This is a genomic window from Catenuloplanes niger (assembly GCF_031458255.1).
In the GTDB taxonomy this organism is placed as follows: Bacteria; Actinomycetota; Actinomycetes; order Mycobacteriales; family Micromonosporaceae; genus Catenuloplanes; species Catenuloplanes niger.
Window position 1 is genome coordinate 3694715 of sequence record NZ_JAVDYC010000001.1, and the last position, 12610, is coordinate 3707324.

Annotated in this window: 11 protein-coding genes; 3 read left to right on the top strand and 8 right to left on the bottom strand. The window is 71.9% G+C overall.

Going from position 1 to position 12610, the window contains the following annotated elements; all coding sequences use genetic code 11:
- Window positions 1-37: 37 nt before the first annotated feature.
- Window positions 38-1372 (top strand): TrkH family potassium uptake protein, encoded by a 1335-nt coding sequence (locus J2S44_RS16130; protein ID WP_310414186.1) that lies wholly within the window; start codon window positions 38-40, stop codon window positions 1370-1372.
- Window positions 1365-2039 (top strand): potassium channel family protein, encoded by a 675-nt coding sequence (locus J2S44_RS16135; RefSeq protein WP_310414189.1) that lies wholly within the window; start codon window positions 1365-1367, stop codon window positions 2037-2039. Before J2S44_RS16130 ends, J2S44_RS16135 begins: the two co-directional genes overlap by 8 nt.
- Window positions 2040-2225: 186 nt before the next feature.
- Here J2S44_RS16135 and J2S44_RS16140 read toward each other — a convergent pair whose 3' ends face one another.
- Window positions 2226-3767 carry a fused MFS/spermidine synthase gene (locus J2S44_RS16140; protein WP_310414192.1) on the bottom strand — a complete coding sequence of 514 codons (1542 nt, stop codon included), beginning with the start codon at window positions 3765-3767 and terminating at the stop codon, window positions 2226-2228.
- A gap of 20 nt (window positions 3768-3787) precedes the next feature.
- The gene (locus J2S44_RS16145) at window positions 3788-4747 is read right to left on the bottom strand and encodes a coiled-coil domain-containing protein (RefSeq protein ID WP_374727986.1); all 960 of its coding nucleotides are present in this window, start codon (window positions 4745-4747) and stop codon (window positions 3788-3790) included.
- 277 nt (window positions 4748-5024) lie between these two features.
- On the opposite strand from J2S44_RS16145, the gene J2S44_RS16150 reads away from it, so the two are divergent.
- Entirely contained in the window at window positions 5025-5387 is a 363-nt protein-coding gene (locus tag J2S44_RS16150; protein WP_310414199.1) for a VOC family protein, read from the top strand.
- Window positions 5388-5440: 53 nt separating this feature from the next.
- Here J2S44_RS16150 and J2S44_RS16155 read toward each other — a convergent pair whose 3' ends face one another.
- The 6 genes from J2S44_RS16155 to J2S44_RS16180 form a co-directional block, all read right to left on the bottom strand.
- Window positions 5441-6241, bottom strand: a complete 801-nt coding sequence (locus J2S44_RS16155) for an inositol monophosphatase family protein (protein WP_310429701.1) — start codon at window positions 6239-6241, stop codon at window positions 5441-5443.
- Between the two features lie 5 nt (window positions 6242-6246).
- Window positions 6247-6699, bottom strand: coding sequence for a response regulator (locus J2S44_RS16160; protein ID WP_307241179.1), 453 nt, complete (start codon window positions 6697-6699; stop codon window positions 6247-6249).
- Window positions 6696-8306, bottom strand: a complete 1611-nt coding sequence (locus J2S44_RS16165) for a sensor histidine kinase (RefSeq protein WP_310414202.1) — start codon at window positions 8304-8306, stop codon at window positions 6696-6698. Before J2S44_RS16165 ends, J2S44_RS16160 begins: the two co-directional genes overlap by 4 nt.
- Window positions 8306-9445 (bottom strand): PP2C family protein-serine/threonine phosphatase, encoded by a 1140-nt coding sequence (locus J2S44_RS16170; RefSeq protein WP_374727852.1) that lies wholly within the window; start codon window positions 9443-9445, stop codon window positions 8306-8308. Before J2S44_RS16170 ends, J2S44_RS16165 begins: the two co-directional genes overlap by 1 nt.
- Before the next feature lie 181 nt (window positions 9446-9626).
- Complete coding sequence (locus J2S44_RS16175; RefSeq protein ID WP_310414207.1) at window positions 9627-9959, bottom strand: hypothetical protein; 333 nt, start codon at window positions 9957-9959, stop codon at window positions 9627-9629.
- Between the two features lie 84 nt (window positions 9960-10043).
- Complete coding sequence (locus J2S44_RS16180; RefSeq protein WP_310414210.1) at window positions 10044-12599, bottom strand: glycoside hydrolase family 9 protein; 2556 nt, start codon at window positions 12597-12599, stop codon at window positions 10044-10046.
- Window positions 12600-12610: the final 11 nt, after the last annotated feature.

Below are 12610 nucleotides of genomic sequence, written 5' to 3' on the forward strand. Positions count from 1 at the left end.
GCCCGGATCGCACCCGGGTGATAGACAGTCCCACGCCATGCGTCGTCAACTGCAGCACCCCGCCCGCATCGTGCCCGCGGCGTTCCTCGCCCTGGTGGTGATCGGGACGGTGCTCATGATGCTGCCCGTCTCGCGCGCCGAGGCGGGCTTCGCGCCGTTCGTCACGGCCCTGTTCACGGCCACCTCCGCGGTCTGCGTGACCGGTCTGGCGGTGGTGGACACCGGCACCTACTGGTCCCCGTTCGGCCTCGGCATGATCACCGTGCTGACCCAGATCGGCGGCCTCGGCATCATGGTGATGGCCACGCTGCTCGGCGTGCTCATCTCGCAGCGCCTCGGTCTGCGCGGCCGCCTGATGGCGCAGACCGAGAGCCGCACGCTGGAGACCGCGGACATCCGCCGGATGGTGCTGCGGATCGTGGCCGTCTCGTTCGTCTGCGAGGCGGTGATCGCGGTCGTGGTCGGGCTGCGGTTCTGGCTCGGCTACGACTACTCGTTCGGCCGGGCGGTGTGGGAGGGCGTCTTCCACTCGATCCAGGCGTTCAACAACGGCGGCTTCGCGCTCTACCCGGACAGTCTGATGCGGTTCGTCGGCGACGACTGGATCTGCATGCCGCTGGCGCTCGGCGTGATGCTCGGCAGCATCGGCTTCCCGGTGATCTTCGAGCTGGCCCGCGAATGGCGCATGCCAGCGAAGTGGTCGACCCACACCCGGCTCACCGTGTGGGGCTCGATAGTGCTGGGCGTCTTCGGCTTCGTCTTCGTGCTCGCGTTCGAGTGGAACAACCCGACCACGTTCGGCCCGCTCGGCTGGGGCGACAAGGTGCTGGCCGCGTTCACCCAGGACGTGATGACCCGGTCCGGCGGCTTCAACAGCGTCGACTTCGGCGCGATGAACCAGGAGACGCTGACCATCAGCACCGCGCTGATGTTCATCGGCGGCGGCAGCGGCTCCACCTCCGGCGGCATCAAGCTGACCACGTTCTTCCTGCTGGCGTTCGTGATCCTGGCGGAGATCCGGGGTGAGCCGGACGTGGTGATCGGCCGCCGCCGGATCGCGGAGACCACGCAACGGCAGGCGATGACCGTGGCGCTGCTCGGCGTCGCGCTGGTCGGCACCGGCACGCTCGCGCTGCTCGCCATCGACCGCGACATCACGCTGGACCGGGCGATCTTCGAGGCCACGTCCGCGTTCGCCACGGTCGGCCTGTCCACCGGCATCACGCCGACCCTGCCGGAGAGCGGGCAGGTCGTACTCGTCATCCTGATGTACGTGGGGCGGGTCGGCACCATCGCCGTCGGCTCCGCGATCGCTCTGAACAGCCGCCAGCGGCTCTACCGCTATCCCGAAGAGAGACCCATCGTTGGCTAGCAACGGCAGGACAAACCTCGACGACAACGTGGTGGTGATCGGGCTCGGCCGGTTCGGCGGGCAGGTCGCCGACTCGCTGCTGCGCCTCGGGCACGAGGTGCTCGGCATCGATGAGGACGGCAAGATCGTCCAGCAGTGGTCGGACCGGCTCACCCACGTGGCGCAGGCCGACTCGACCGACAACGACGCGCTGCGCCAGCTCGGCGTGCACGAGTTCCAGCGCGCGGTGGTCGGCATCGGCACCGACATCGAGGCCAGCGTGCTCACCGTGCTCGCGCTGACCGAGATCGGCATCACCGAGATCTGGGCCAAGGCGATCTCCGCGAAACACGGCAAGATCCTGTCCTCGGTCGGCGCGAATCACGTGATCTATCCCGAGGCGGTCATGGGTGACCGGGTCGCACACCTGATCACCAGCAAGATGATCGACTTCATCGAGTTCGACCAGGGCTTCGCGATCGCGAAGGTCCGCGCGCCGCAGGAGACCGCCGGCCGGTCGCTCGCCGACATCGGACTGCGCCGGCGGCACGGCATCACGGTGATCGCGGTCCGGCCACCGGACGGCAGCTTCATCTTCGCCGAGGCGGCGACGCTGGTGCCGGCCGGCAGCAAACTGATCGTGGCCGGCACCCCGAAGCAGGTCCAGGCGTTCGCCGCGACCACCTGACCGCGACCGGCGCCGGACCCGGCGTACCCATCAAGATCGCATTTCCCGCTTCCGGCGTGGTCGCTGTCCGCATGCTCCCGCGGGCACCGGTCGTCGCCGGCGCTCCTCCCTGCACGTTTCGCGGTGGCCACGGACGCTGCGCGCCCGAGGAGCGGCACCGCGGCCGGGCTGCGTGGCCGCCGCCGCTTACCGGGAGAGCAGTTGGTCCACCGGCGCGTAGTCGTCGGTCAGCACCCGGGCGTCGTCGACGAACGCGGCCAACTCCGCACCGTCCAGCATGGTCACCGGGCCCGGCACGGTCTGCGCCATCCGCGCCCGGATCTCGGCCAGCGGCAGCGGCGCGGCCGACGCCACGATCACGAAGTTCGCGCCCTCCGCGCCGGACAGCCCGGACGGCGGGCCGATCAGCGCCACGTGCGGGAACACGTCCTGCACGGTCGCGACCTCCGCGCGGATGAAGTGCAGCGGCGGATAGTCGATGACGTTCTGCGCGTAGACCGCGCCGTCCTTCATCGCGTCGCGGACCTGCACGGCCATCTCCCGCGTCGACAGGTGCCACGGCACCACCAGGTCACCGAACGCGTCGCCGACCACGATGTCCGCCGCGCCGGCCGGCTGCTCGGCCAGCGACACCCGCGCGTCACCGACCACCACCCGCAGGTCCGGGCCGGTCTCCAGGCCCAGTTCCGCCCTGTCCAGCTCGACCAGCTCACCGTCCAGCTCCAGCACGGTCTGCGAGCTGCCCGGCCGGACCGCGGCCAGGTACTGCGGCAGCGTGAACCCGCCGCCGCCGACGTGCAGCGCGGTCACCGGCGCGCCGGCCGGCGCGGTCACGTCGGAGACGGCCGCGATCCACTGCACGTACTCGAACTCCAGGTGCCGCGGGTCGTTCAGGTCCACGTAGGAGTGGTCACCGGCGTTCAGCACCAGCGTGCGACCGCCCGGCCGGTTCTGGTCCGCGACCACCGAGGCGCAGCTGTACTCCGTCTCCACGTCGCACGGCGTCGGCGCGATCGCGGTCAGCCCCGCGCCGACCAGCCCGACCACCGCGGCCGTGACCCGCGCCCTCGGCGTACCGGCCGCGTCCAGCCGGCGCAGGTACCAGCCGAGCACCAGACCGCCCACGCCGAGCAGCACCGCCAGGCTCAACATGATCACCCGGCTGGGCAGCGCCGCCACCAGCACGAACCCGGTGCCGAGCGTGGCCGTGATGCCGCCCAGCGTGCCGAGGCCGGAGAGCCGGCCCACCACCTGCCCGGTCCGGCGCAGGTCGGACAGCTGCAGCTTCACCACCATCGGCGAGATCGCGGAGAGCAGCGCGGCCGGGACCACCACGGCCAGCGCGGTCAGCAGCAGCACCCCACCGGCCGCGTTGCCGCGCAGGATCTCACCGGCGTAGCGGATCAGCGGGAACGTGAGCGCGGTCGCGATCCCGGCCAGGATCAGCGCCGGGGCCAGCAGCGTGCGCGGGTCCCGGCGGTCGGCCAGCCAGCCACCGGCCCAGGCGCCGTACGCGATCGCGGCCAGCGCCATCCCGATCACCGAGCTGGTGGTCTGCAGCGTGACCCCGACGTACGGCCCGATCAGCCGCTGCGCCACGATCTCCAGCACCAGCACCGCGCCGCTGGACGCGAAGACCAGCGTGGCGGCGAGCGCGTTGGGCAGGGCTTTCGGCTGATCGGTCACGGTGTTCGGCCGGTCGTCCACGGCTTTGGATTCGTCGTCCACCCGGCAAGTAAACACGGGCTTCAGTAGAGCGACACGTGCACGTGGTTCGTGTGCGTCGCGGACGGTGATCCACGCCCGCTGTACGAGCGCCAGCCGTTGCCCGGCATCCAGATCTGCCGGTACCAGATCACGTACAGCACGCCGAGCGAGTCCGCGTTGTCCACCAGGTAGGCGGCCAGGCGGTCGCCGTACTCACGGTCGCCGCCGCGCGCGTTCACGTCCTCGAAGCCGTCCGACGCGGCCGCGAAGTCGCAGGCCCGACCGCGCGGATGCTCGCCGCCACCACCCGGGCGGTAGCAGGAGACGAACCGCCGGAAGCCGTCCGACCGCGCCTGCCGCATCGCGTGCAGCGTGCGCGGCGTGACGCAGCCGCGGGTGGTCGGATCCGCCACCGTGCACGACTCGTCCGGCCATCCGCCGCCCGCGCTGCGCGGGGCCGGCTCCGCGGCCGGCGAGTCCGCGTCGACGAAACCGCCGGGACCGCCACCACCGGCCGCGGCCAGCGCGCGTTCCGCGTCCGTACGCCGCCTGGCCTGGATGTCGACCTGTCGCGCCTGCTCGCGTACCTCGTCGTCGATCGCGGTGCGCGCCCGCCGCGCCTCCGCCCGGGCCGTCCGCAGGTCGCGCAGTCGCGCGTCGTCCAGCACCGCGATCGTCTCCAGCCCGGTGGTCCGCTCCAGGAACTCCAGCCGGTCGCGCGCGGCGAGCAGCAGCATCGGTCCGGAGATCCGGCCACGCCGGTACGCTTCGCCCGCGACCACGCCGACCCGCGCGGTCAGCGCCGCGATGTCCGCCTCGGCCCGCTTCAGCCGCAGCACCAGCGCGGCCTGCCGCTTCTTCGACGCGTCCAGCCGGGCCTGCGCGTCGATGTGCGCCTTCGCGGCCTCCTCCAGCGCCTTCCGCAGCGTCCGGGTGCCGCCCTCGTCGTCCCCGCGGTCCGGCTCCCGGCGCCCGGCCACCGCCGCCACCCCACCGGCCATCGCCGCCACCTCACCGGTCTGGGCCACCGTCGCGCCGGGGCCGGCCGGGAGCGGCGGGATCGCTTGCGCCCGCGGGGCCGCCTGCGCCGGCGGGGCCGCCTGCGCCGGCGGGGCCGCCTGCGCCGGCGGGAGTGCGCCGAGAAGGGCGAGCGTCGCCCCGACGACCGGAAGAATCCTCCTCATGGCACGCGTTCGCCTCCTCTGTAGACGTCGACCGCGCGCCAGCTTATCTAGACTTACCCAGGTCAGAGCCCATACAGCGCGTACGGGGGACAACATGTTCCGAGAGCTCTACCCGATCCTGAGCACCACTCGCATGACCGATATGCTCCATTTCTACGGTGACCTGCTCGGCGCCCGGCAGACCTACCGGTTCCCGGACGACGGCCCGCCCGCCTACGTCGGACTCACGCTCGGCGCCGGCTCGGAATTCGGCCTCGCCGCCACCGAGACCCCTCCGTCCGCGCGGCACCACATCGACCTGTGCGTCTACGCCGACGACTGCGACGCGGCCGTCGCCCACCTGCGCGACCACGGCGTCACGATCACCGAGGAGCCCGCCGACCAGCCGTGGGGCGAACGCATGGCCCGCGCCACCGACCCCGACGGCAACCCGCTGGTCATCCTCGCCCGGCTCTGACCCGCGCCCGCCGCGGGCCACGGTGCGCGACGTGGCCCGGCCGGGCGAGTGAGCTAGCGGGTGCCCAGCAGGGTCGCGCGGACGTCCGCCCAGATGTCGTCGTTGGCCGCGACCAGCAGGCCCTTCTGCCGGTCGGTGACCTGGAACTCGGTGCCGTCGAGGCGGCGGGCGACGCCGCCGGCCTCGCGGGTGAACAGGACGCCCGGCGCGTGGTCCCAGGGCAGCGTCTTCCAGAACAGCACGAAGTCCTGGACGCCGCTGACCACGTCGGGATATTCCGCGCCCGCGCAGTGCTGGCTGGGCAGGATCGCCGCGATGTCACCCACGCGCATGCTGATCTCCGCGGCCATCTCCCGGGGCAGGTACTTCATCATCACCGCACCGCGCAGCGTGCTCGCCGGCGCGGGATCGCTGCGGGTGGTGACGCGGACGCCGTCGACCCAGGCGCCGGAACCACGCTCGGCGACCGCCATCCGGTCGCGGGTCACGTCCAGGATCCAGCCGGCGCAGAGCTCGCCGTCCGCGATCAGCGCGGCCATCACCGCGAACGGGGTCCGGCCGAACGTGAAGTTGCCGGTGCCGTCGAGCGGGTCGACGAGCCAGACCGGGCCGGTCTCGCAGATGCGGCGCAGCAGGTTCGGGTCCTCCGCGACGCTCTCCTCGCCGACCACGGTGGAGCCCGGCAGCAGCCGCAGCAGGCCCTCGGTGAGCAACTTCTCCGAGCGCTGGTCGGCGACGGTGACCAGGTCTCCGGGGCCCTTCTCACGCACGTCGGACGCGTCGAGCTTCTTGAACAGCGGGAGCACGACGGTCTGGGCGGCCTCGCGGACGAGGTCGCCGACCCGATCGATCAGCTCGCTCAAGGGCGCGGCGGCAGCTTCACGACGCTGACGAAGAACTCGTCGATCTGCCGGACCACCGCGATGAAGCGGTCGAAGTCGACCGGCTTCGTCACGTACGCGTTCGCGTGGAGCTGGTAGCTGCGGAGGATGTCCTCGTCGGCCTGGGACGTGGTGAGGATGACGACCGGGATGCGGCGCAGCTTCTCGTCCCGCTTGATCTCCTCCAGCACCTCGCGGCCGTCCCGCCGGGGCAGGTTGAGGTCGAGCAGGATGAGGTCGGGCAGCACCACGCCCTCGTACTTGCCCTCCTGCCGGAGGTAGGCCAGCGCCTCCGCGCCGTCGGACACGACCGTGAGCCGGTTGCGGAGCTTGTGCTCGTCGAACGCCTCCTGGGTCATGAGCACGTCGCCGGGATCGTCCTCGACGAGGAGCACCTCGATCGGGCTCTTGCCGTCGGCTGGCGCGGTCATGCCTTCTCCTCCTGGAGCTGCGGGGTGCCCTCCTCGGAAGGCAGTTCGGCCGCCTCGGAGGCGATCACCGGGAGCGTGAACCTGATGGCCGTGCCCCCGCTGTAGTCCGAATCGATCCAAATCCGGCCACCATGGTACTCGACGATCTTCTTGGCGATGGCCAGTCCGATCCCGGTGCCGGGGTAGGCGTCCTTCGCGTGCAGCCGCTGGAAGATCACGAACACCTTGTCCGCGAACTCGGCCTCGATGCCGATGCCGTTGTCCTCGCAGCTGATCTCCCACTGGTCGCCGACCAGGCGGGACTTGACCTCGACGCGCGGCGGCACCTCGGGCTTGCGGAACTTGAGCGCGTTGTTGACCAGGTTGGCCAGCAGGTTGGTGAGCAGCGGCTCCTCGCCCCGGATGGTCGGCAGCTCGTGGTAGACGATCTCGCCGTCCGCGTACTCACGGGCCGCGTCGAGCTGGCCGCTGACCTCGTCCATCACCTTGTTGAGGTCGACCTCGGTGAAGCCGGCCGTGATCCGGCCGATCCGGGAGAACGCCAGCAGGTCGTTGATCAGGCGCTGCATGCGCTGGGCGCCGTCGACCGCGAAGTAGATGTACTGGTCGGCGCGCTCGTCGAGCTTGCCGCCGTACCGGCGCTGCAGCAGCTGGCAGAAGCTGGCCACCTTGCGCAGCGGCTCCTGCAGGTCGTGCGAGGCGACGTAGGCGAACTGCTCCAGGTCGCGGTTGGACCGGGTCAGCTCCTCGTGCTGCTCCTCCAGCCGCTTGTTGGTGGCCTCGATCGCGGCGCGCGCGGCGATGACCTCGGCCAGGTCCGCGGCGATCTTGCGGCGCATGCCGTCCACGTCCGCGGCGAGCAGCGCGAGTTCGGGTGCGCCGGAGCCGGTGATCCGGTGCTGGTAGTCGCCGTCCGCGACCAGTCGCACCTCCGCGGCCAGGTCGGTGACCGGCTTGATGACGAACCGCTCCAGCAGGACCAGCAGCGCGGCGCCGGCCAGGATGATCACCGCGGCGGCCAGGATCAGCAGGAAGATCAGCAGGTTGGCGGTGGACTGGGTCTGGTCGGCGAAGAGGTTGCGCAGCGCGAGGATGTCGCCCTGCAGCGTGGCGACGTCCGCCCGCAGCACGTCGAACCGTTGCCGGCTGCCCTGGTCGATGATCTCCTGAGCGCGACGGCTGTCACCGTCCTGCACCGCCTTGATCACCGGCTCCGCGATCACGGCTCGCCACTCCCGGGACCCGGAGGTGACCGCTTCGAGCTGATCGGCCACGGCCCGGTCGTGGACGCTGTCGCCGAGCAGGTCGGACATCTCCGTGATGAGCTGCTGCTCGGCGGCGAGACCGCTCCGGTACGGCGCGAGGTCCTCCTCGTCCGCGGTGAGCACGTACCCGCGGATCGCGGTCTCCTGGTCGAGCAACGCGCTCTGCAGGCTCTGCCCGGCGACCCGCATCGGCCCGGTCTTCTCCAGGATGACCCGCAGCCCTTCGCGGTTCTCCGCCGCGGTGATCGCCGCGACCACGGCGAGCGCGCCGAGGATCACCGCCACCACGACCGTCAGCGCGATCGCGCGCGTCCGCAGCGTCCAGCTCTTACCGGCCGCCATCAGCGACCCCTCCCCCGCGAGATCAACAGCATGGCGACGTCATCGGCGAGCGCGCCGCCGTTCAGTTCCTCCGCGCGGCCGACCAGCCATGGCGGCAGCTCGGCGAGCGGGATGTCGGTGGCCGGCGGCTCGGCGAGCAGCCGGCAGAGGCCGGAGACGTCCAGCCGCTCGGTGCCCTGACCGACGTGGCCCTCGATCAGGCCGTCCGTGTACATCAGGATCGACCAGTCATCGGACGGGAACTCGATGTCGAACGACCGGACCGGGCGCGGGCTGACGCCGAGCAGCAGCCCGTTCGGCGCCGGGATCGGTTTCACCTCGCCGCCCGCGAGCAGCAGCGGCTGCGGGTGCCCGGCGAGGCGGACCGTGGCCCGGTTCCCGTCCAGGTCCAGCTTGATCGCGGCGACCGTGGTGAAGATCTCGGGCAGCCGGCGTTCGCTGATCAGCACCTGCTCCAGCGCGGGCAGGATCTCGTCGTCCGGTACGCCGGCCACGACCAGCGCGCGCCAGGCCACCCGGAGTTCGACGCCGAGCGCGGCCTCGTCCACGCCGTGCCCGCAGACGTCGCCGACGATCAGTTGCAGGTGTCCCTCCGCGGTCTGCACCACGTCGTAGAAGTCGCCGCCGATCAGGCCCCGGCTGCGGCCCGGCCGGTAGAACATGTGCACGGCCGCCTGCTTGGTGTCGCGCAGCAGCGGCTGGGGCAGCAGGCCGCGCTCCAGCCGGGCGGACTCGGCCTGGCGCAGCTCCGCCTCGCGCAGGCGCAACGCGTTCTCGTCGGCGCGCTTGCGCTCGACCGCGTAGCGCAGCGCCCGGGTCAGCAGCACGCCGTCGACCTGGCCCTTGACCAGGTAGTCCTGTGCGCCCTCGGCGACCGCGTCCACGCCGAGGTGCTCGTCCTGCCGCCCGGTGAGCACGCAGACCGCGGACCGGCCGGCCATGGTCAGCACGCGGCGGAGCCCGTCCAGCCCCTGCGCGTCCGGCAGACCCAGGTCGAGCAGGATGCAGTCGACGCCGGCGATCCGGCTCTGCGCCTCGGTGAGGCTGCGTGCCACCTGCAGGTCGACCGACGCGTTCGCCTCCGCGAGCAGCTCGCCGACCAGGAACGCGTCGCCCTCGTCGTCCTCGATGAGAAGCACGTGAAGGCGCCCGGCCACAGCGGGCGGGGCGCCGTCGCGGGGCAGTCCCCGCGTCGCGGGCGGGACACTCATGCCCCGACCTCACTGTTATGGGTCACCGCTACTCGTTCCGGGTGATGGGCGGGAGAAGCATCGCTGATCGTGGCCCAAACGGCGCGGACGCACAACACGTCTGTCCGTTTCATGAGGGTGGCGACGCTCCCCAGGACCGGATGTGTTCGGCGCGGGCCGCGAGCGTCGCGCCGAAGATGCCGCCCACCGCCCCGCAGTCGTAGCAGGTCAGCGAGGTGTCGAGGCGCCGGGAGCCGCAGGAGGCGCATCGCCCGCGGTCAGCCGGGTCGGTGTAGGCGTCCAGCGCGGCGGCCAGCGCCCGCGCGGTGTACGCCGTCAGGTCGGCCCGCAGCCCCGCCACCTGCACCGTGGCGACCGGGCCGTCACCGGGCGCGGTGTCGTACGGCTCGACCCGTTCGAGGAATCGCTCGAGCGCGGCCGCGAGGTCGGGGATGCGCGACATGTGTCCACGCTAGGGCACCCGCCCTCGCGCTCCCCAGCGGGGCGTCCCGGGAACGGTCGGCATACCGCTCCCGGGACGCGTTCCTCACCCGCAGACGGTGCCGTTCAGCCGGAAGAGGCCGGGCGACGGCGCCGCGCCGTCACCGGTGAACCCGAAGGTCACGGTGGCGCCGGGCCGGATGACCGCGTTCCACGGGTACGCCGCCGCGGTGACGCTCGTCCCCTTCTGGGTGACCTGCGCGCTCCACCCCCGGGCGACGGTCGCGCCGGCCGGGAGGTCCCAGCCGAGCCGCCAGCCGTCGATCGCGGCCGAACCGGTGTTCCGCACGCTGACCTGGGCGGTGAAGCCGCCCGGCCAGGCGCCGTGGTTGCGGTACGTAACGTCGCAGCTCTGGGTCGAGCCCGCGAACGCGGCCATCCAGGCCAGCGGCGCGTTCCAGTTGATGGTCAGCTCGTTCGTCGACCAGCTCTCGATGTCGTCGACGTAGCAGAACTGTGCGGCGCACCCGGTGAGCAGCCGCTGCGCGACCGGGTCCTGGATGTCCGAGTTCGGGCCGCCGGCGAGCGTGCCGGGCGGTGGGTTCGGCAGGTCCGGGTTGAGCTGACGGGCGTACCAGCGGCTGTGCTGGTTCTTCGAGTCCTGCTCGCCGTACCCGGTCACGTAGGACTGGCCGAGCGCGTTGCGGCCCAGCACGTAGTCGAAGCCCTGCAGCGCGCCGTTGCGGAACCGCGCGTCGCCGCTCAGGTCGTACGCGACGGCCAGCACGATCGCGTTGTTCAGCACGCTGCTGTTCGAGCCCCAGTCGAAGCGGTGGTTCGCCGGGTCGTAGGTCAGCCCGAACGCGGAGCCGGCCTGGATCGCCAGGTACTTCTCCGCTCCGGCCAGCACGGACGCCCGGACCCGGTCGCGGTCCGGCAGCGCGTTCGGCACCGTGGCCAGGTCGAGCCGGCCGAGTTGCGCGACGCTGCCCCAGCTGAAGCCGCGCTCGTCCCAGATGTCCGCGGTGTGCAGCGGTGACGCCAGCAGATAGTCCTGGAACGTCTGCTCACCGGTGGTCAGGTAGAGCTCGGCCGCGGCCCAGTAGAACTCGTCCGTGACGTTGTCGTCGCTGTACGCCCCGCCGCCGATGCCGTCCGACGCGGGTGCGTAGATCGCCGGGTTCGCCACCGCGGCGGTCCAGGCGGTGCGGGCCGCGGCCAGGTTCCGGGCCGCGAAGGCCGCGTCGTACCCGGCGAACACCCGGGCCGCCTGTGCCGCCGTGGCCGCGAGGTTGAGCGTGGCCGCGGTGGACGGCGCGTGCAGTTCGCGTGGCTGCGGGTCGAGGTGCGGCAGCAGCGGCAGCCCGGTCCAGGCCGCATCGTGGATCTTGTGGTGTGCCATGCCGGCCCGGTCCTCGCCGGCCGGGACCTGCATGCTGAGCAGGAACTCCTGCTCCCAGCGGGCCTCGTCAAGCAGGTCCGGCACGCCGTTGCCGCTCTCCGGTACGGCGAGGGCGCCGTCGCGGTGCAGTGCCGGGGCGCGCTCGAACTCGCTCATCAGCTGGTGCACGGAGATGCCGCCGTTCACCACGTACTTGCCGTGGTCGCCGGCGTCGTACCAGCCGCCGGCGACGTTCAGCGTGTAGTCGCACACGCCGGGCTGGCACGGCACCTCGACGTCACCCTGGTTCGGTGCGACCTGCACGTGACCGGCCGGCCGGCCGTAGCCGGGGCGCAGCTCGTCGGAGATCTCGATGCCGCTGCGCTGGGTGTAGTAGAACTTCAGCGCGTCCGTGGCGAGCGTGCCGTAGAGGTCGGCGACGATGTCGAACGGGTGACTCGTCTCCCCGTCCGCGACCAGCGTGAATCCTCGGCCGGTGACCGTCGCGGCACCGAAGTCGATGCTGTGCACGGTCAGCCCGGAGCTGCCGTCCGCACCGCGCGGCACGGTCCGCCCGCTCGCCACCGTCTCCTGGCCGGCGGAGCGCAGCGTCCACTCCACCGGGTCGGTCGCGGCCGTGACCAGCGTGGCGTTCTTCGGCCCGGAGGGCAGGTAGCCGACCTGGTTCACCTTGACGCGCGGCCCGGTCTCCGGCTCGTACGGCTCCTCCTCGGCGCCACCGGTCAGCGAGATGTCGTCCAGGCAGAGCCGCCAGGGGTTCGCGCTGCCGCCGATCTGGAAGGCGACCTGCGCGTTCGGCAGGTCCACCGGGGCGGTGAACGTGTAGGTGTAGACGTCGCCGGACACATTCACCACCGGCACCTGCGCGAGGTACTGCGTCCACGGGTCGACCGGCAACTGGATCAGCGCGCGGACCGGCGTGGCGGGGGTGGCGATGCCGAAGAACGAGAACGCGTACGTCTCGCCCGCGACCAGCGGGATGTCGTCCTGCCCGATGATCGCGTCCCACGGGTTGATGGTGCCGCCGGGCACGTCCACACACAGCCGCCCGTCCACGACCGCCGGGGTCAGGTTCGGGGTGGTCCACCAGGGTGCGGTGAGCCCGTTGTCGAAGGTGCCGTTGGCGATCTGCTCCGGCCCCGGTTCGGCCTGCGCACGCGCCTGTTCCGGCACGGGCTCCGCGAGCGCGGGCGCCGGCCCGGTCGTGACGGCGACGGCGGCGACGAGGGCCCCGGCGATGAGTCGTAACGGTCTATTCACGCGACGTCACT

Bases quoted from the DNA above. Each gene is read 5' to 3' on its own strand.
- J2S44_RS16130 (WP_310414186.1), top strand. From the start codon at position 38: ATGCGTCGTCAACTGCAGCACCCCGCCCGCATCGTGCCCGCGGCGTTC.
- J2S44_RS16145 (WP_374727986.1), bottom strand. From the start codon at position 4,747: ATGGCCGGTGGGGTGGCGGCGGTGGCCGGGCGCCGGGAGCCGGACCGC.
- J2S44_RS16150 (WP_310414199.1), top strand. From the start codon at position 5,025: ATGTTCCGAGAGCTCTACCCGATCCTGAGCACCACTCGCATGACCGAT.
- J2S44_RS16160 (WP_307241179.1), bottom strand. From the start codon at position 6,699: ATGACCGCGCCAGCCGACGGCAAGAGCCCGATCGAGGTGCTCCTCGTC.
- J2S44_RS16165 (WP_310414202.1), bottom strand. From the start codon at position 8,306: ATGGCGGCCGGTAAGAGCTGGACGCTGCGGACGCGCGCGATCGCGCTG.
- J2S44_RS16175 (WP_310414207.1), bottom strand. From the start codon at position 9,959: ATGTCGCGCATCCCCGACCTCGCGGCCGCGCTCGAGCGATTCCTCGAA.